Origin of the sequence: Leptospira vanthielii serovar Holland str. Waz Holland = ATCC 700522, from assembly GCF_000332455.1 — a bacterium.
Taxonomy (GTDB): domain Bacteria; phylum Spirochaetota; class Leptospiria; order Leptospirales; family Leptospiraceae; genus Leptospira_A; species Leptospira_A vanthielii.
The window spans coordinates 54033-73134 of the sequence record NZ_AOGY02000056.1; the positions used below are offsets into that span (position 1 = coordinate 54033).

The following is a 19102-nucleotide window of genomic DNA, read 5'->3' on the forward strand; positions in this document are numbered from 1 at the left end:
AGTGGGACTCCTCGATAGAGCCGAAGAGATTAAAAAAACTTCGGGTTCCCCAACTTCAAAATCTTCTTCAAATATTCAGGAAAAACCGTCTTTATTAAAAAAGGCAGAGTTGTTTCGTGAAGGGAATGAACCTGTAAAAAAAGACTCTGTGCCTATAGCCGACTCCGACTCGGAATGGTTAGACGATAGTTTTTCTGATACCCTTGCCACAGAAATTGGAGATCTCCCAAGTCCCGACGGGGAAGAAGAGTTTGATTTAAGTGATATACCTGAACTTACAGACGCCGACTTTGGCGCATTAGCTGATGAAACCTGGGATGAAGATCCACTTCCACAATTAGAGAATGATTTGGATGATGGCCCGAGTGACTATCAGCCCATCTCGGATGAAAATTCGGAACCAGAACCTCTGCCAGAACCCGATTTGGATTTTGATTTGCCCTCTTTTGATGAAGAGCCATCTTCCGATTTAATTGGAGAAGAGACAAAACCACAAGAATCTAATCCAGAACCAGTTGCTGAATCTAAACCTGCTCCTACCAGCGAACCAGACTTTGGTGATGATCTAATAGATCGTGATTATCATGAGGATACATCGGAACCCGACGCCCCTTTACCTGAAGTCAATATATTTGACGAGTGGGAGAATGATGCTAAAAAAGAAGCGGCAAAACAACCACTTAGACCTACAAAAGAGGATCCCGCACCTATAGGTGAAGATGTACTCTTTGATGATGAATCGGATTTTGGCACAGCTCCCATGTCCTACCATCTGGCTTCTAAAAAACGAATTGAGAACTACCAAGCCATTTTTGAGATTACAAAAGAAATCGCTTCTTCCAAAGAATTTTCAGATTATTTCGATAACTTAGTTTATAGTTTAATTGGACAAGTGGGATGTCACTCTGTAGTGGTCCTTACTTCTACTAATCCAAAGAATCCAAAATGGGAAGCAGTGGCGGCACAAGGAATTCAATCCAAAGATTCCTGGTATCTTTCTCCGAGTGATGAAATTTATTCCCGCATTTCTGATTCAGAAACGGTCATTTATGCCGGCGAGTTTAAGTCCTCGCGATTACCTGATCGAGAACTCAGATTATTAAATGAAATGGGTTCCGAAATTCTTGTTCCCATTCGCCACGGCGAAAAATGTTTTGGGGTCTTGTCCCTTGGAAAACTAATTAATGGGGAAGAATACATCACCGATGATTTGGAATTTGCAAAAATAGTTGGTGATATTGCTGGTTCTGTTTTTGAGAGAGTATCTGAATTCGAATTGATGAATGACAACTTGCTCCAGGCAAAAGATGTTATAGAAATCAATGAATCTGTTTTGCGATTTGCTCGTGAATTTGCTCGTGTTCGCAAAATGGATGAAGCATACGATCTTTTGATAGATAACATTAAAAGTAAACTAGGTGTGAAACAATTTTCCTTTTTAGTGTTAGATTCAGAAACTCGATCTGATTACATTGTGTTTGGTTCTAATTTTATATTACCAGAACGGGCCAAAGACTTTAGGCTCAGTAAAGATTCTGACATTGTTGGGATGGTTTCTAACGTAGCTGGAGTTTATAAGTTAGAAAACTTCAGAGAGGATGCAGAGCTAAAATCTATTTTTACGAATGATGAATTGGGAATTATGAGTGAGTTTACAATTCTACCGATCATCAATTTGAATTGGCTTGTGGGTATGGTAATTGTCCATTCCACCGGTTCTGCATGGACGGATACTACTCGTGATGTGGCTGTAACTCTTCTTGAAACCTCGGCACCTGTATTTGCCAATCTTCTTATTTTGCAAGAGAAAGAAGCATTATTCAGAAATCCATTCAATCCATTAGAAACTAGAATCTTAACAGAAATTGAAAAAGCATCTCAGATGAACACTAACTTCACAGTTTCTTTGTTCAAAATTCAAAATGTTTCCCGAATGGTGCATTTGGTCGGAGCTGGAACCTTCGCTCGTTATGCGGACGCTCTTCGTAAAACTATGATGGATCATATTGGAGAATTGGATTTTTTTACAAGAGTTGGACAAGGAAAGTTTGTTATGGTCCTTCATGGAAAGGATAAAGAAGAAACTGATGTTGTGATTAAGAAAATCAAATCATCATTTGCGAAAAAAGAAGATGCCATCATTGGATCTTTTCGAGCAACCTATAGAGTTCTAAATTTATCTTATCCTCATGATACCAAGGACAAAAACCAATTTTTGGAAATGGTTGAAGAAGCCTAAGTAACGACTGGTGTTATTTAACTCTATTTCCTTTCTTTCTCATTTCCTGTTTTTCTATTTAGTTTATTACCATGTATCGGACCGCATTCGGAAGTATCTGCTTTTATCGTTCGGTATTTATTTTTATTCCCAATGGAATTTCAACGCCACAATTTTATTAATCTTTTCTGTCATATTTAATTATAGTTTGGCGAGGTGTTTTTCGCACCTTTCTGGGAATAAAAAAAAAGGCCTCTTTATCTTCGGAATCACTTCCAATATACTCTATCTTGGAGTGTTTAAATATTTTGTCTTTGTTTGGGAGCTGTTGTCCGATATTAAGATTGGTTTCGGATTTTCCGAGTTAGTTTGGAAACCGGAAATTCTATTGCCCATTGGGATTTCATTTTATACATTCCATAACATCAGTTATTTGATCGAAGTATATGATGAAAGGATCCGTCCTTGTAAAAACTTTTTTACTTTTGCCATCTATGATTTGTTTTTTCCTTTATTATTACTCGGCCCGATAGAAAGACCCGGAAACCTCATTCCACAAATCGAATCCGAACAGATAATAACGAAAGAAAATATTTGGAATGGAATTTCCCTTTTTATCTGGGGCGTTTTTATTAAATCTACTATTGCCGATCCCTTCTCTCGGTATGTAGAAATCCATGCCCACTCCTTTGAAACTTTAGAACCTGGAATTTTGTGGATCGTTGCACCAGTGATTGCTTTTCAAGTTTATGCGGACTTTTTTGGTTATTCTCTCTGTGCTATGGGACTTGCTGAAATGATGGGATTTCGATTAATGAATAATTTTAAACGGCCTTTCTTTGCTTCCAATCCATCGGAGTTTTGGTCGAAATGGCATATTTCCCTTTCTACTTGGTTACGAGATTATGTTTATATTAAGTTAGGTGGTAATCGCCATGGTTTCTTCCGTGAGAATGCAAACTTAATGGTTGTTTGGTTTCTTGCAGGGATTTGGCATGGTGCAGGTTACGGATTTGTGATTTGGGGGGTATATTTAGGACTTTGTTTGGTATTATATCGATGTTTGAAACATTATAATTTGGTGAAAGATGAGAGTCGTTTCCAGTCGATACTCGGAACTTTTTTAACCTTTTATAGTTTTTCTTTGGGTCTCCTTTTATTTCGTATCAAGTCTCCTTCTGAAACAAATTTGATTTTAGAGAATTTATCTCATTTGCCAGGCCTCTATGCTATCCCGTTGATGATCCTTATCACCACCTTACCGTTATTGGTATTTGATTTGTGGCAGGAATGGAAAGATACAGATCGCCCTAACTTTTTTATATCTACTAAACCTTTTTCCTTTCTCATTATGTTTTTCTTTTTGTTTCTTTGGTTTTCGTTATTTTCTCCCTTTGGAAAACAGGACTTTTTTTATTTTCAGTTTTAAGTTTAACTTATGAAAATACGATACCTTTTATCTACATTTTTATTCCTTTCCCTTTTTATGCACCTTACAGTGGAGTGGATCGTTCCATTTTGTGAAACTACTTCTTCTTATTGGTATCTTGCGAACAAACGAAAAATTTCCTCTAATGCAAAAGTGTTGGTGTTAGGTGATAGTCAAATTGTTAGTGGAGTTACTCCCAACTTAGTTGCGGAAATAGAAGGTGTAACAGTGGATGAGGTTTTGTATCTTCCGAAGCCCAGTCAACAACCAGAGGGAATTTTGGCAGATTCATTAGAAGTGATCCAGAAGTTTCCAAAACTGAAAAGAGTATATGTAAACCTATCTCCTTTGAATACGAGTAAAAATTCGGTAACTGATGCTAACCGGCAATTGTTCTTTTCGTTTGGAAACTTTTCATTAAACACAATCGCTCATCCACTATTACGTAAGGCATACTTTCCTAACCTAACGGATTTAAGTTGGAAGTGGATCATTGAATTATTCCCTTATTTTGGACTTAGTTCCAATTTAAATCGTTTAGTTTATGACCCCATCGCACAGATGGATATCCCTCGAAGAAAACAAGAGTTTCAATATATAAGTGAAAGTATGGAAATGAGTCAAGGGTCTTGGATTTGGAAATCGATAGGTGATGATCCCACTTTAAATGAGTTGGAAGAATTTCCAAATCATAGTTCGCAAATCCTTGCCGGGAAAAGAGATCTTTCGATTCTTATATGGTTAGATTTTCTACAACTGTGGAATCAGCAAAATGTAGAAGTAATTTTTCTTCGGGTACCTTTTTCCCCTAAGATGGAAAAAGATATTTTGAAAACTAAGGCGAACTTAGTGGCAGATGAGTTTTTCAAAAGGATCACATCCGATGCAAACCAGAAGAAGGTGGCAATATTTGATTTTAAATCGGTGTTTTTGAGTGAGTATCAGTATTTTGGAGATTTGACACACCTCAACCAAAAAGGAAGAGATGCGTTTTCAAAGATTTTGAAAAAGAAATTATTTGATCACACCCACTCGTCGTCCGAGGGCATGTAGGTTGATTCCCCAACCAAGACCAAAAAATTGTTTTGGTGTGAGGATTTCCTCAGTACTGGGATCCCAAATATCTTTTACAAATGCTTCTGCTGTGATTTCGGTTCCGTATGGAATTCCCCAGAAATTTTTATCTTCATTGTATGGCATGAAATAACCTCCGTAATTTACCAAATCTTACGATTTAGAGGATTCTACCATAGTATAAAATTCTTGGAAATGATAGGCCGAGTCATGGGGACCAGGACATGCTTCTGGGTGGTATTGGACTGCCATCACAGGAAGCCCTGCGACTTTAAGTCCAGCAACCGTATGATCAAACAGATTGATTCTTGTAACCGGCATCTCACTGGTTGAATCACCAAGAACATGGAAACCATGGTTTTGCGATGTAATTTCGATTTTACCAGTTTCTTCGTTTCGAACGGGATGGTTCCCACCACGGTGACCAAACTTGAGTTTGGCCGTCTTTTTCCCGAGGGCAAGGCCTATGATTTGATGGCCTAAACAAATCCCAAAGAGGGGTTTTTTTGCATCCATAATGGTTTTTGCCGAAGCAATCGCATAATCTAATGGAGCTGGATCCCCAGGGCCATTAGAAAGGAAGTAAGCATCAAATCCATCTTTCATTAAGTCTTCTGCCTTTGTTTTTGCAGGAAAAACATGGACATTGAACCCGGCAGCATCTAGGAGTTTGAGTATATTGCGTTTGATTCCAAAGTCGTAAACAGCCAGTTTGAACTTACTTGGAGAGTGGGCTCCAAACACGTAGGGTTTTTCACAAGTGACCACTTGAGCCAGGTCTTGGCCTTCCATGGAAGGGGCATTTTTGACTGCCTCTAAGAAGGAATCTTCGTAAGTTTCACTGATAAAAATCCCACAGGACATAGCACCTGAATTGCGAATCATTCGTGTTAGTTTGCGTGTGTCGATTCCTTCAATCGCGGGTACTCCGAAACGAATTAGAAACTCACTCAGAGTTTCCTTGGATTGAAAGTTGGAAGGTCGTTTTACGTATTCTTTGACAATCAGTCCCGAGGCTTGGATCCGGTCGGATTCCATATCGTCTGGATTGATTCCATAGTTCCCAATCATGGGATAAGTGAGGGTCACGAGTTGGCCTTTGTAGGAGGGGTCAGTGATAATTTCCTGATAGCCTGCCATAGAGGTGTTAAAGACTACCTCACCAATCGAATTCTTATTTGCACCGAAGGATCGGCCCTTCATGACCGTTCCGTTTGCTAAAACCAAAAAAGCCTGCATCAAATCCATTCCAAAGAACCTGGCCCTAATGACGAACAAAAATTCATCAATCTTTTATGTAATAGCGTTTTATCCTATCATAACGGTAATCCCCGTTGATTTCCACGGTTTGCATTTTGGAGAGGGATTCCTCCATATCCTTAGCGAGAGCAGGTTCGATGGTTAGATACGAACGTTTTCCTCGGACTAAGTAGACAATTTGCCCTGTTTCCCCGTTGGCTTCTACCACCTGTCCTTGGATTCTTTTGGACTGAGGAGCCGCAGAACTTACAGAAACCTGGAATTTTTGAAAGATATGAGGCCTTCCTACACAAAGCCAAATATCGGAACTGGGATTCAGTTGTGTGGCTTTTCCTTCGATATGGTGTTTTTCGTAGGATTGGTTTCCGAGGACCAACCTCATAGTCTCGGCGTCGCAATAGATGGTTTTTTCCCGAAGATTGGTAGGATCGAGGTAACGAAACTGTGGTTCTGGCCCTTTTGCATCCCAATGCACCAATTCGCCTGAAAAACGAATGACTTTGCGTTCTATTGCAAAGCGATCGCTTGAAAACAGAACAAAAAGCAAGAACAATCTGCAAATAAGGAAAAGTTGTTTAGACGGCATTAGACTCATTCGAAATACCACATTTAACACAATTTTCATTTAGATTTAACAATTTTATTTGACAAATCCTAGAACAACGACTAGTTTCATTGCAATTGTCGGTATGAACGGCTGCTCACTTGCATTCGTTTGTCCACAGGTACGAAAAAAAATTCAGGAAACACTCACTAAGGAGTAATCATCACATGCTTAAATCTCTTCGCTTTGGAATGATGGGGTTCTTACTTTTGTGCTTAGCAGGTAGCTTAAGCGCACAAACCGGTCCTCGTTCGTATTTTATGATCGGTCTAGGTATGCAATTCGACCTAGCTCAACTCGGTGGAACCATCACAAAAGATGGTCTCGATTCTCGCCTTCCTGTTACTAACAGTTCTGGTGCTTTGACTGGTGGCCAACAAAAAGCTATTTATGCTGAAAACACATTACTCAGCTTAAAAAGATCTACTGGTGGAGTGGTTGGTGGAAAAAACAGTGGAGCAATGACTGGTGGTAACATCAACATCGGTTACGAAAAAGAAGGAATCTTCGGGCTCAATAATCTTTTCTTCCGAATCAATGCTAACTATACAACTAAAATTGCTGGTGGTGATACTACTTCCACTATCATGGGTTACAAATGGTTAGACCAAGAGTGGAATTATACTGCTGTAACTGTTCCCACTTACATTGGGGTTAAATTGTACAATGCAGCTAACGACACAGCTGTTTACATCGGTGGTGGTGTGAACTACTTTAAAGGTATGTGGAACGTATCAGGAACTATCAACGCTCCTGGTTTAGAGTTAATGACTGCTGGACTTGGTTCCAACGGATCTCCACTACTTGGTCGTGGCGGTGCTCTTTTGGGTGATGTTCCAAGTCCAGGTGTTGCGAAAGAAAACGCAAAATTTGGTGCTAGCGGATTCGGATTCAACTGGATCGTGGGAGCTCAAACAAAAGTAACTGATAAAGGTCACCTTTTCTTCGAATTGGAAACTATCCTTTCTGCAGGAATGGGTGTTGCTGGTGTTACATCTGTTGGTGGTGCTAGTGCACTTGCTCCTTGGGCAGCTTACCCAGTAGTAGTGGGTGGACAAACTTACCGCGTAGGTTACAAAATCGAGATTTAATCAGTTCTTTACTGAAAAATCAAAAGCCGGAGTTGGTTTCCAACCCCGGCTTTTTTTATATATTCACAGATCGATTAGATACTTTGGGTATCCATCAGCGTTGTGATGAAATCCCTATCTCTTGTAGTCAGTGAATTGGATTCATGAGTGAACAGTTTTAGTTGCACCTTGTTGTATACATTCCAAATTTCTGCATGGTGGTCGAGCGACTCAGATACTAATGCTAATTTGGTGATAAAACCAAAGGCCTCTTTAAAATCTTTAAATTCCCTGCTAAAAGTAAAAAAAGAAATACCATCCTTAGTTTCAAATTTCCAGTCCTCGTAGGTGTGAAGGATATTTTGAATTTCAACTTCGGTGAGGTCTTTCGGATTTTCTCTCATGGTTTTACCTTTTGTTTATGAAATACAATCAGATACAATCCTGCTAGAATGAGTCCAGCACCAACAAGTTTTTGAACATCGATGGGTTCGTTCATAAACAAAATCCCCACGAACATTAAAAAAATGGGTTCGATGAGAAGTGTTGCATTCAGTTTGCTGATAGGTAAATAGTTGTGTGCTTCGAAATAAAATGCCCTTCCTAAAAAATACCCAAGAAGTGAGAACAGTCCAAGAACAAAGATGATAGAAAGGTTTGGAATATGAAAACTTCCAATATACACCGAGTAGAGAAAGAAAAATATGCTCAAAAGAAAAAGTCGTAAATAAGCATATTCAAGACCTAATATTTCAGGCACATATTTTTTAATCATATAACTTTGGATCGCAAAAAGAAAGGCGCTGAGCAGAATACAAAAGGCAGATACAATCTTAATCTGTCCTTCCAAAGTGGAAATCATATAGATTCCCAAAATTGCAATCGCAATTCCAAAAACTTCCATCCTCTTTAATCGTTCTCCCAGAAAAAAAACTCCTAGTAAAACATTATACAATACGGTTGTTTTGATAAGAATTGCTGCCGGACCTAAATCTGTTTGTTTGAGTGCATAGTAATATAAAACAATACCAATGGCATTGGAAATTGTCCCCAAGATAAGGATGATCCCATCTCGCCTAATGGTTGTTTTTACTTTGATCCTTCGTTTTTTTGAGAAGAGAAAATAGGGGGTGACGACTAAAAAAGCAAAACCCACTCCAAAGAGTGCTGCAATTTCTGGCTCTGTATTGAATATTCGAAAGATTTCTTTAAATCCAATGACCTCGAATGCAAAAAACACTCCTGTCAAAAAAACAAAAAAATATCCTTTTTTTTCGTTACCAGTCAATGGGTTCTTTCCCTTGTGAAATCAAGTATTCATTGGTTTTGGAAAAATGTTTGTTTCCTAAAAATCCTCGGTAGGCAGAGAGAGGAGAAGGATGTGCCGATTTTAAAACCAAATGTTTGTTTTGTGGAATTAAGATTTCTTTTTTCCCAGCAAAAGCTCCCCATAACAAAAAAACAATATTAGATTTTTTTTCTGCCAGAATCTTTATCGCAGCATCGGTAAATTCTTCCCAACCTTTGTTTTGGTGAGATCCTGCTCTGTCTTTTTGGACAGTGAGTGTGGCATTAAGAAGAAGAACACCTTGGTTTGCTAAACGAGTTAAGTCCCCGGTTTTAGGGATGGGTTTTTGTACGTCGTCTGCAATTTCTTTGAAGATATTTTGTAAGGAAGGAGGGAAGGGAATACCATCATTCACCGAAAAACAAAGACCATGGGCCTGTCCTGGACCGTGGTAAGGATCTTGGCCGAGGATCACTACTTTTACTTTCTCAAAGGGGCAAGAGTCAAAGGCATTGAAGATTAATTTTGCAGGAGGGTATATGGCCTTAGATTTATATTCATCTCGTATCCACTCTCGTAATTTAGAAAAATACGGTTTCTCAAACTCTGATTGTAGGACTTCCTTCCACCCAGGTTCAATTTGTACGTCTTTCAACTCTACCCTCCGAATAAAAGTATAATACTCGTAAGTCGATTCCTCCATGGGTGACATGGATTGTTTTTTTAGAAAAACTTCTTAGTTCTCGCATACAATCGCTCCATTTTTCTTCCGTAGGGCAAAGTATAAATCCAATGAGTTTCGGGCGATTTTTAGTGAGTTTTAAAAGTTCTTCTAATCGTTTCCCAATTTTTTGATAGAGTTTTTCCTCGGATTCCGTTCTTTCATTTTTTCGAAGTCCATAAGGAGGATTTAGCGGTAAAAAGTAATGAGAAGTTTCTGATTCTGCTTCCGGCAACACAGGGAAGGTTCTAAAAAAATCTGAGATGCTATGATCCCAATTCTTCACTTGTATGAATTGTCTCCATCGATTGAACTCTTCTAACCAATAACTTTCTAAAGCAGGGTCTGTGTCTTGGATGACGATGGGTGTGGAGTAAGACGTGGAGGCTAAACTTTCTTTAAGTTTTTTCTTATAATGATCCAAAGATTTATCTGGAAACAAAACCATTCGTTTGAATAAAAACTCTCTCGGCAAAGATAACAGAGGGATTTTTTCGGATTGTAATGCCCATTCGGTGGCAAAAGTCAATGTACCTGCAAATGGAATGTACAACGCTGCGACCTTCTCCTTAGGAACTAAAAAGATATCAAAACACTGTTGGATTAAAATTTGGCTCAAGTCTTCGGGAACAGGGGCACTAGTGGGGAAAGTAGCTTTGATGCCTCGTTTGTATCCAGGTTCTCCAAGGATCGAGAGAGAAACAGTAATTTCATCTTCAAAATAACTGATATGTAAATTCTCTTTAATTTCGTAAAATTTTATATTCGTATCAGTAAACAATGGTTTTGCGATTCCAACTGCTTCTGTAAGTATCCGATCCCATTCTTCTTCTCTGACTTCAGCAGAACTGTCCCAATCTGTTGTCCGTGCAATCACAAGCCTGATGTCTCGAAAGCAAAGCCCATGAAACAAAAGATAGGTGATTTGATGTGAATTGGTATTTTCTAATTTGATCTTTTCTGAAAAAACACGAACATTCGGTTCTGGTTGGTTTGGTAATGGTACTGAACTCAAAATTTCTTTGATTTTTTCCCCCACTTGTGTGGCTGTACCCGGTGGAAAATAAATTTCCCAACTGAGAGTGGTTCCGGTTTGCGGTTTTCGGATTCTAAATTTCCAATTCATCTTTTCCTTGCTCTGGACCTTTCTATCTTTGAGATTGACTTATATGTCCAGGTTCTTCACTCCGGAACTCTTTTTGGTGATTGCGGCCATTCTTTGGGGTGGAACCTTTGTGGTCATCAAACTTGCACTGGATTCGGTGCCCCCTTTTCTATTTTTAGCAGTTCGATTTTGGCTCGCAGGTATTGTTACCTTACTCCTCTACCGAAAGACTTTGTTTTCAAAAGCAAACCGCAGATGGGACTATATCTTCCCAGCATTTTTGGTGGCTTGTTCCGCCCTTTTAGGTTATGCCTTCCAAACCATTGGTCTTGTTTATACGACTGCTACACAATCTGGATTTATGACTGGTGCTTATGTTGTTTTTGTTCCTTTGTTACAAATCTTAATCGAACGAAAGTTACCGTCAATTCGCACTTGGATTGCTGTTTTGATTGTGGTTGTGGGATTATTTTTGATTTCACAAAACGGAAAAACTTACGAAGAGATCCGCGAATCCACTGGTTTTGGATTAGGTGACGGGCTTACCCTAATTGGTGCTTTTTTCTTTGCCATCTATATTATACTCATCGATATTTTTAGTAAAAAAATTCCGGCACAAATACTTGTTTCTTTTGAGATCCTTCTCATTGCGATTGTTTCTACCACTTTGTTTCCGGTTGAATCCATATTTTTAAACCAATCTATCTCTATTCAATTTGATTTGAAATTTTGGATTGGGATCATTTATACTTCAATCTTTGCAACGATATTCACTACGCAGATCCAAACCAGATACCAGAAAGCAGTTCCTCCCGCAAGAGCCGGACTACTTTACAGTATGGAGCCAGTATTTTCTTTTTTTCTGGCATATTTAGTGTTAGGCGAAAGATTGGAAACGGTGGGAATGATTGGCTCCGGCCTTACCCTATTCGGTATTGTATTTTCCGAAATGGGTAAGTGGAACAAAAGAGAAGAATGACCTTTTAAATATTCCCTTACTTTTAAGTTAGAATCCGTTTAAATGATTTGATGTTCTTTTAGTGCGTGGTATAAAATCCCGATCGTTACTTTCAGAATGGATAATATAGGAATGGCGAGTAACATTCCAAAAATCCCAAAAAAATTGCCTCCTACAGCAATTCCAATCATGATCGCCAGTGGATGGAGAGAAACAGCATTGGCAATCACAACGGGTTGGACAATGGCATTATCCACTAATTGAGCCACAACTACTACGGAAGCAATGGAACCGATGGCAGGCGACATTTCCGGGAAGAGGATAGAAAATAAAATGGGTGGGATGGCACCAATGAGTGGCCCAAGGTAAGGAATTGAATTGGCGATTCCCAAAAACACTCCGAAGAGGATAAAAAACTTAACTCCTACAATATAAAAACCAATGGACGCAACGATTGCCATGATTCCGCATTGGATCACCAAACTTTTTAAGTAACTAGTGATCTGTTGGTTCATTCGATAAAATACCATTAAAAACATTTCAAAAAAACGATTGGGGATAAAACTGATTACAGTTTTGTAAATCAAGTGTGCATCCAATAACAAAAAGAAACTAATGATTGGAATGATGATCATCCAACTGATAAAGGTTGGAATCATTACAACAAGGCCTCGTAAAAATTCTTCCAAATTGGTCGTTGCCATTTTTGCAACTTCTTCTGGGTTAATGATTTTTTTCCACAACTCCGGGTTTTGGGAAACAACAGGAAGTTTGTTAAAATCTAGTAACTGAAAGTTGGGATCATCCATCTTGGTTGACCACTCGGAAACTATAGGTTGCACCTTTTCGAAAAGATTTGGAAGGTAAAAAGCCAAAAACCAATAAGCCACGGCAATCAAAACAGAGAAGATGATAATAGTTGTAATTGCCCTATGAACACCCCTTGATTCAAAATAATCCACAATACCATGAAAGATATAAAAATGGATTCCTGAAATGAGTAGAGGAATGGCTAAAAATTTAACTCCTACTATCCCAATCAAGATGGTAAGCGCAATGAGGCCAAAAAATGCACTTCGTAAAATAAGCGAGGATATATTGAATTCTTTTAAATTCATTTGGTTTTATTTTTTTTACTTTTGAAGTAAGCCGATTCTAATGTATCATTTGTTTTGCGAAGTCTATCGGCAATGATGGAGGCAAAACTAAGTAGTAGATCATTTCCCACTCTTGGTTTAGTTTCTAATAGAGTTTTTAATTCTGGTTGGAAAAATCCAAGCAAAATGGAATCCACAAGGGCAACCGCAGTGGCAGATCTTGGGAAATCTTGGAAGAGGGCCAATTCACCGAAAAAGGCACCTTTCTCTAGTTCGGCGAGTTTTAAAGTAACTCCTTCTCTTTCTGAAAAAATTTCCACCTTACCTTGTAAGATCAAATACACACCGGTTCCTGCTTGGCCTTGATAGAAGATGGTTTCTCCAGCGTAATACTTACGTTTGTGAATCAGTCTTGCGACTTCACGTAAGGTCCTACGAGACATACCTTGGAAAATAGCGGTTTCGCGTAAAAAATGTGAAATCTCCGTTATCGGGTTTTCGTCACGTTTGAGAATGGATTTCCAAAGGGGAAGTTGCATAGAGCCTCTCCTATATAAATCGGATAGACGGGGACAAGAATTGATAAAACTTGATCCGTATGGGCCAAGCTTTTTATGTAGCGGGAACCGGAACAGACATCGGGAAAACTTTTTTTTCCTGTCTATTTATGGCTAAATATGCGGAGAGTTATGGGTTCCGGTATTGGAAACCCATCCAAACAGGGCTTTCTAGCGCGAGTGATACCGAGTTTGTCCAGAAAACAACGAATTTATCTGATTCATTCTTTCTAAAACCTGTTTACGAATTTTTAACTCCTACAAGTCCGCATTATGCCTCCAAACAGGAAGGAAAAACTTTGGATCCCAAATCCCTTCTCGGCGTCATTGCCAAAGAAAGAAAAACCAATACACTGATCGAAGGGGCCGGTGGGGTTTTTGTCCCTTGGACAGAGGATTACCTGGCCATCAAAGGAATTCAAGAAAGTAATCTACCTGTGGTTGTGATTGGATCGACTGAACTTGGAACCATCAATCATACACTCCTCACATTGGATGTACTGACCGCACGTTTTATTCCTGTAATCGGCTTTTATTTGGTGGGACCCAAAAACCCATTACAATCTGATAATGCAGACATCATCCAAAGGTTAGGTGGCGCGCCCTGTTTGGGAGTCACCAATTTTCCGGAACAGAAATTATTACCGAGTGAATTTATTTCTTTTGCTAACGAACATTTTGATACAGATCGAAATGTAATCGATACTTTACTCATTCCCGAAGATGAAATATAATCCAATCCAAACATATACATGGGTTCCTTTGACCATCCAAGAAGAGGGGGAAAACCTCATACATATTGTCAAAGCGGAAGGAGAATTTGTTACCGACTCCGAAGGAAACACTTGGATTGATGCAATCGCTAGTTGGTGGACAATGATTTTTGGTCATCGCCATCCTGCGTTAGTTGCTGCCCTCAAAACACAAATCGAGGAACTGGATCATATCATGCTTGCGGGCCATATCCATCCAGCAGCAGAATCTTTATCTAAATCTTTATTAGAACTAACAAACTTTGACTTTCATAAAGTGTTTTATTCGGATAACGGATCGAATGCGGTTGAAATTGCATTGAAACTTGCCATCCAATACTACCAAAACCATCCAGACCTAATACCTAGGTCAGAATTTCTTGTTTTTTCCAATTCCTATCATGGGGATAGCATTGGTGCTATGAATGTTTCTGGAAAAAATTACTTCAATCGAATCTTTTCTGATCTCAGATTCCCAACCAAAGAATTTCCAGCTCCTAATTGTATGAATTGTCCTTGGGGAAAGGTAGCAAACAGTTGTTCTACGGAATGTTTGGATGACTTAGAATCTGAAATCAAACAAAAGGACTATGTGGGAATTGTGATTGAACCATTAGTCTTTGGTGCCAATGGAATGTTATTTTATGATAAAAAGGTTCTCGTTAAACTAAGAGAGTTGGCCACAAAAACTCATACCCTTCTTATTTTTGATGAAGTTTTTACAGGAATGGGAAGGCTTGGTGAGGTGTTTGCTTACCAAAAGGCGGAAACAAAACCGGATCTACTCGTGATGGCAAAAGGCCTTACCGGGGGAATGTTACCGCTTGGGGCCACTCTGGTCTCCGAATTCATTTACAAACAATTTTTATCCAAAGATCCGTACCGTGCTTTTTTTCATGCACATACTATGACGGGAAATCCACTAGCATGTAGCGTCGGTTATGCGTCAGTGAAACTACTGCAAGAGACGGGACTTGACCAAGTCAAAAAACTGGAAGAAGGTTTACAAAAACGAGTAGAACCATTCCAAAAAACTTTGGGGAAACGAATTGAAAATGTGCGAGTCATGGGAGGAATCTTTGCTTTCGAATATAAGGAAACCATTGCCGAAGATGAATATTTGAACCCGATCGGAAAACAAATTCGTGAAAAAATGAAAGAATTTCGTGTCCTGTTACGACCTCTCGGTCGCACCATCTATATCACTCCTCCTTATAACATTTCAGAAAAGTCCCTTGATCAAATTTTTTTGGCATTGGAACAAACTCTCCTTAGTTTTCCTGAATCAGATTGAGACTAAATATACGAAGAGATTTTCTTCGTTTACACAAGTTCCCGCAGCCCAAAACCTGTTCTCATGATTGCAGAAGTCCAAGAAAAAACAATATCTTCAGCTCCATCCTTAATTACGGAAGCGGAAGCCCTGGAAATCCTCGAAGGAAAAACTCACTTGCTGTCGGTTGTCGCTCGGGCATCGGAAGAACGAAATCGTTATTATACCAATCGTGTTCGCATTCATATATTAGATAATATCAAAAATGGTTATTGCCCCGAAGATTGTGGCTACTGTGCCCAAAGAAAGGGAGGAGATTCAGGAATCCAAGAGTATTCTTTAAAGTCTCCAGAAGAGATTTGGGAAGATGCGAAACGTGCAAAGGACAATGGTGCTTACCGGTTTTGTATGGTGACATCAGGTCGAGGTCCTACTGACAACGCTGTAGATAAACTTGCAGAGACCATCTCCAAAATCAATGGAGAGTTAGGGATGAAGGTCTGTTTGTCCGCAGGAATTTTGGACGCAAAAAAAGCAAGAGTTCTGAAAGATGCAGGTCTTGACAGATACAATCATAACCTCAATACATCTGAATCCAAATACAATGAAATTTGTTCTACACATACTTTTAAAGATCGACTAACAACGCTAGAGGCGGCAAAAGAAGCTGATATCGGACTTTGTTCTGGTATCATTGTTGGAATGGGTGAAGAACTAAAAGATCTCGTGCAAGTCGCATTTGAACTCAAACGACTTGGTGTGATTTCTATTCCTGTTAACTTTTTTATTCCAATCAAAGGACATGCCATTCAGAAGTCATCGCTCACTCCTGAATTTTGTATTCGAGTGTTGTCGGTATTTCGTTTGGTCAATCCAGATTCAGAAATTCGGATTGGTGCAGGAAGAGAAGGGCACTTAGGTTCTTTACAATCCATGGCTTTATTTGTAGCCAATTCATTGTTTGCTGAAGGATACTTAAACGTAAAAGGAAGTGAAATGGTTCAAACAATGAACTTGATTCGCGATTGTTCTATGGTCCCTGAATTTACAGAAGGTGTACCAGAAGGATGGGATGAGTATGAATCACAATCCCTTTACGACGAGAAAAATTTTCCAGAACTCTACAAACATAAAAAGTAGTTTGCCTTTTTTACTTTTGGCAGTATTATGCTCCTACTTTACTGCCTCTAGTGAAAAATATGCGAAAACCATCTTTACCATTTCGAAAGCAGATGAGTTATGCGATCGGCCAATTAGGTTGGTCCACTCTCATCAATATCATTGGTCTTCATCAAGTTTATTTTTATCTTCCTCCTGCACCAAAACCGGGTCAGGATTGTTTTCCTGATCTCATTGAAAAAATGGCCTTTTGGGGTCTTTCTACGATTGGAGTCGTGGCTGCGGTCGGTCGTTTGTGGGATGCATTTACGGATCCTATCATTGCCAATTCCTCTGACCGGTTTTCTTCTCGGTTCGGTCGACGCATTCCCTTTCTTTTTCTTGGTGGTGTTCCTTCCGCAGTTTTTTGTTGGTTAATTTTTGTTCCTCCTCACAACTATATCTCCTCGACAAACCTTGTTTGGATGACAGGTTGTATGTTGTTATTTTATCTATTTTTAACAGTGTATGTCACTCCCTTCTTTGCTCTCATTCCGGAACTGGGACATACTCCCGAAGAACGCCTGAATCTTTCTACTTATATCTCTGTTACCTATGCTTTGGGTATCATTGTTGCATCCACGGAACCGATGATTGCTAATGTATTCAAATCTAACTTTGTTTTTGATACAGACATTTCCGTTCAGACTTTAGTTTCTCGCCAATATGCTTTAGGAATTCTCTGTGTGTTTGCGACTATTTGTATGTATTTCCCTGTTTTTTCGATTCATGAAAAAACCTATTGTGAAGCGGAAGCATCGAGTGTTCCCTTTAGAGAAGCTATCTTTCTTACATTCAAAAATAAGAATTTTCTATACTTTGCTTTATCCGACCTTTGTTATTTCCTTGCCCTCACCATATTGACAACAGGGATCTCTTACTATGTGACAGTCCTTTTGGAATTGGAACGAGAGTTTGTAACACAACTGCTTACTGTAATGTTACTTGTTTCTTTTGCCTTTTATCCCGTTGTCAATTGGGTCGCAAAAAAGATTGGTAAGAAAAAAACAGTTTTATTTGGATTTTATGTTTTTCTTGTTTTGTTCCTTTCTATCTATTTTATCGGAAAAGATGAATTACCATTGCCACCGTATATCCAAGGTTATTTGATCGTTGCAGTGGCAGCCATTCCGATTGCCATTCTTGGTATTTTGCCAAATGCTATCTTGGCGGATATTGCTGAACTTGATTCGTTAAAAACAGGTTCTAAAAGGGAAGGATTGTTTTATGCCGGTAGAACTTTTATGCAAAAGTTGGGGCAAACACTGGCAGTTCTTGTCTTTAGTACGGTGATTCTTTTGGGGTTTGATCGTGAAACAAAGAAAAACGTATCGCCCACAGTTACAGGAATCCTTCCTCCTTCTGTGTCCGAACCGAAGTCTGAATCAGAAAAAAATCTAAAGGGAGAGACAAAAATAAGTATGGAATCTACCATTTGTAAAGTCGAAGAAGTAGAAGCGGGAGGGGAGCTGGTTGTTCGCCTGACTGGTCCTCTTGCCTCAGCATTCTGTCTACTAGCCATCTTTCTCTTTGGAAAATACAAAGAAGATGAAACTTTAGAAGAGATTGCAAAGATACGTGGTAATTAAATCCTGGTTTTTGGAGCTATTCAGATGAGATATCGCATTGAGACAACCAAGTTAAAGAACGGGTATATCGAAGCCAAACTCATCGAGACAACCACAAATAACCCGATCGAGTTTCGGATTTGTGACACGGAAGAATATGCGCAGGCCCAAATCAAAGATTGGCAAAAGCGCTTCCGAATGAATGAACCGCAAGAACAGGAATAAATTCCTCCTCCGATGGGGCATGGTTTTTGCCCTGGTTTTGAGTGTTTCCGATTGTAAGTCCTCCTCGAAACGTGACTATTTCGATACCAGTTTCCAATGTTTTGCAGAGCCGGGATGGCGAGATGACTCTAACTTTAAAAAGTATATAGAGAAAGCTTGGCTCCCCACACGGCTGTTATACGCAGAAGACAATTTGAAAATCAAAAGATCTAATGTAGTTTTTGCAGGTGATAGTTTGGTACATTTGTTTTTACCAGACCTTATGGCCAAAGAATTTCCCGGTCAATCGGTCACCAATCGTGGGATTGGTGGGGATATGACAGAAACCCTCCTCTCTCGAATGGATGAAGATATTCTTGTGTTACATCCAGAAAAGGTCGTGATCGAAATTGGTGGAAATGATTTTATCCAAGGTAAGTGTTTGAGTTTGGTTCAAAATAACCTACTTTCCATCATTCAAAAAATCCATTCCAAAAATAGAAATACGAAGATTTTTTTTCTTGCGGTTCCTCCCACAAGAGTAAAAGAACTGAACCAAATAGTACCTGTATTCAATTTATTTTTAAACCAAGTGGCAAGGACTACAACCAATGTGGAATACATTGAAGTTTGGGATAGTATGAGAAAAATCGATTCGCCCACTCTTCGTGAAGAATTCATTCGTCCCAATGGAGACAGCCTACATTTTAATGAAAAAGGATATGAGATTTGGGGCAAAAAACTAAGACCCTATTTGCAAAAGTAA

20 protein-coding genes are annotated in these 19102 nt (G+C 39.1%); 11 read left to right on the top strand and 9 right to left on the bottom strand.

Going from position 1 to position 19102, the window contains the following annotated elements:
- Nucleotide 1: 1 nt before the first annotated feature.
- Genes LEP1GSC199_RS13090 through LEP1GSC199_RS13100 form a run of 3 tightly spaced genes read left to right on the top strand, consistent with a single transcriptional unit; the run spans nt 2 to nt 4700 of the window.
- Nucleotides 2–2239 carry a hypothetical protein gene (locus LEP1GSC199_RS13090; protein ID WP_002984346.1) on the top strand — a complete coding sequence of 746 codons (2238 nt, stop codon included), beginning with the start codon at nt 2–4 and terminating at the stop codon, nt 2237–2239.
- Between the two features lie 10 nt (nt 2240–2249).
- Nucleotides 2250–3647 (top strand): MBOAT family O-acyltransferase, encoded by a 1398-nt coding sequence (locus LEP1GSC199_RS13095; RefSeq protein WP_002984253.1) that lies wholly within the window; start codon nt 2250–2252, stop codon nt 3645–3647.
- Nucleotides 3648–3656: 9 nt separating this feature from the next.
- Entirely contained in the window at nt 3657–4700 is a 1044-nt protein-coding gene (locus tag LEP1GSC199_RS13100; RefSeq protein ID WP_002984305.1) for a hypothetical protein, read from the top strand.
- On the opposite strand, the gene LEP1GSC199_RS13105 is transcribed toward LEP1GSC199_RS13100, so the two are convergent.
- The 3 genes from LEP1GSC199_RS13105 to LEP1GSC199_RS13115 are packed head-to-tail and all read right to left on the bottom strand — an operon-like array spanning nt 4662 to nt 6528.
- A complete protein-coding gene (locus LEP1GSC199_RS13105) occupies nt 4662–4847 on the bottom strand; it encodes a DUF5808 domain-containing protein (RefSeq protein ID WP_002984314.1) in 186 nt (61 codons plus the stop codon). The two genes, LEP1GSC199_RS13100 and LEP1GSC199_RS13105, sit on opposite strands and share 39 nt — an antisense overlap.
- A 27-nt stretch (nt 4848–4874) precedes the next feature.
- A complete protein-coding gene (gene carA / locus LEP1GSC199_RS13110) occupies nt 4875–5960 on the bottom strand; it encodes a glutamine-hydrolyzing carbamoyl-phosphate synthase small subunit (RefSeq protein ID WP_039926809.1) in 1086 nt (361 codons plus the stop codon).
- Between the two features lie 46 nt (nt 5961–6006).
- Nucleotides 6007–6528: a hypothetical protein gene (locus LEP1GSC199_RS13115; protein ID WP_039926829.1), complete on the bottom strand. Its 522-nt coding sequence runs from the start codon at nt 6526–6528 to the stop codon at nt 6007–6009.
- Between the two features lie 224 nt (nt 6529–6752).
- Between LEP1GSC199_RS13115 and LEP1GSC199_RS13120 the strand changes: the two genes are divergently transcribed.
- Nucleotides 6753–7676 carry a porin OmpL1 gene (locus LEP1GSC199_RS13120; protein WP_002984286.1) on the top strand — a complete coding sequence of 308 codons (924 nt, stop codon included), beginning with the start codon at nt 6753–6755 and terminating at the stop codon, nt 7674–7676.
- A gap of 74 nt (nt 7677–7750) precedes the next feature.
- Here the strand turns inward: LEP1GSC199_RS13120 and LEP1GSC199_RS13125 are convergent, their stop codons facing one another.
- The 4 genes from LEP1GSC199_RS13125 to LEP1GSC199_RS13140 are packed head-to-tail and all read right to left on the bottom strand — an operon-like array spanning nt 7751 to nt 10790.
- Nucleotides 7751–8059 carry a 4a-hydroxytetrahydrobiopterin dehydratase gene (locus LEP1GSC199_RS13125; protein ID WP_002984352.1) on the bottom strand — a complete coding sequence of 103 codons (309 nt, stop codon included), beginning with the start codon at nt 8057–8059 and terminating at the stop codon, nt 7751–7753.
- Nucleotides 8056–8943, bottom strand: coding sequence for a DMT family transporter (locus LEP1GSC199_RS13130; protein WP_002984236.1), 888 nt, complete (start codon nt 8941–8943; stop codon nt 8056–8058). Before LEP1GSC199_RS13130 ends, LEP1GSC199_RS13125 begins: the two co-directional genes overlap by 4 nt.
- Nucleotides 8933–9598: a uracil-DNA glycosylase gene (ung, locus tag LEP1GSC199_RS13135; RefSeq protein WP_002984067.1), complete on the bottom strand. Its 666-nt coding sequence runs from the start codon at nt 9596–9598 to the stop codon at nt 8933–8935. Before ung ends, LEP1GSC199_RS13130 begins: the two co-directional genes overlap by 11 nt.
- A complete protein-coding gene (locus tag LEP1GSC199_RS13140; protein WP_002984123.1) occupies nt 9579–10790 on the bottom strand; it encodes a hypothetical protein in 1212 nt (403 codons plus the stop codon). Before LEP1GSC199_RS13140 ends, ung begins: the two co-directional genes overlap by 20 nt.
- 43 nt (nt 10791–10833) lie before the next feature.
- Here LEP1GSC199_RS13140 and LEP1GSC199_RS13145 point away from each other — a divergent pair, with 43 nt between their 5' ends.
- A complete protein-coding gene (locus LEP1GSC199_RS13145; RefSeq protein WP_039926812.1) occupies nt 10834–11748 on the top strand; it encodes a DMT family transporter in 915 nt (304 codons plus the stop codon).
- Between the two features lie 38 nt (nt 11749–11786).
- On the opposite strand, the gene LEP1GSC199_RS13150 is transcribed toward LEP1GSC199_RS13145, so the two are convergent.
- Together LEP1GSC199_RS13150 and LEP1GSC199_RS13155 are read right to left on the bottom strand one after the other, a co-directional pair.
- Nucleotides 11787–12845, bottom strand: a complete 1059-nt coding sequence (locus LEP1GSC199_RS13150; protein WP_002984158.1) for an AI-2E family transporter — start codon at nt 12843–12845, stop codon at nt 11787–11789.
- Nucleotides 12842–13363 carry a cyclic nucleotide-binding domain-containing protein gene (locus tag LEP1GSC199_RS13155; protein WP_002984326.1) on the bottom strand — a complete coding sequence of 174 codons (522 nt, stop codon included), beginning with the start codon at nt 13361–13363 and terminating at the stop codon, nt 12842–12844. Before LEP1GSC199_RS13155 ends, LEP1GSC199_RS13150 begins: the two co-directional genes overlap by 4 nt.
- Before the next feature lie 59 nt (nt 13364–13422).
- Between LEP1GSC199_RS13155 and bioD the strand changes: the two genes are divergently transcribed.
- The 6 genes from bioD to LEP1GSC199_RS13185 all read left to right on the top strand — a co-directional run bounded on the left by bioD (nt 13423) and on the right by LEP1GSC199_RS13185 (nt 19102).
- Nucleotides 13423–14115 (top strand): dethiobiotin synthase, encoded by a 693-nt coding sequence (bioD, locus tag LEP1GSC199_RS13160; RefSeq protein ID WP_002984170.1) that lies wholly within the window; start codon nt 13423–13425, stop codon nt 14113–14115.
- Entirely contained in the window at nt 14105–15427 is a 1323-nt protein-coding gene (gene bioA, locus LEP1GSC199_RS13165; RefSeq protein ID WP_002984125.1) for an adenosylmethionine--8-amino-7-oxononanoate transaminase, read from the top strand. The genes bioD and bioA overlap by 11 nt, the downstream gene beginning before the upstream one ends.
- Before the next feature lie 63 nt (nt 15428–15490).
- Entirely contained in the window at nt 15491–16546 is a 1056-nt protein-coding gene (gene bioB, locus LEP1GSC199_RS13170; protein ID WP_002984320.1) for a biotin synthase BioB, read from the top strand.
- 92 nt (nt 16547–16638) lie between these two features.
- Nucleotides 16639–18153, top strand: a complete 1515-nt coding sequence (locus tag LEP1GSC199_RS13175) for an MFS transporter (RefSeq protein WP_002984214.1) — start codon at nt 16639–16641, stop codon at nt 18151–18153.
- A 24-nt stretch (nt 18154–18177) separates the two neighbouring features.
- Nucleotides 18178–18357, top strand: a complete 180-nt coding sequence (locus LEP1GSC199_RS13180) for a hypothetical protein (protein WP_002984132.1) — start codon at nt 18178–18180, stop codon at nt 18355–18357.
- 19 nt (nt 18358–18376) lie between these two features.
- On the top strand, nt 18377–19102 hold the full coding sequence (locus LEP1GSC199_RS13185) for a GDSL-type esterase/lipase family protein (RefSeq protein WP_002984137.1): 726 nt from the start codon (nt 18377–18379) through the stop codon (nt 19100–19102).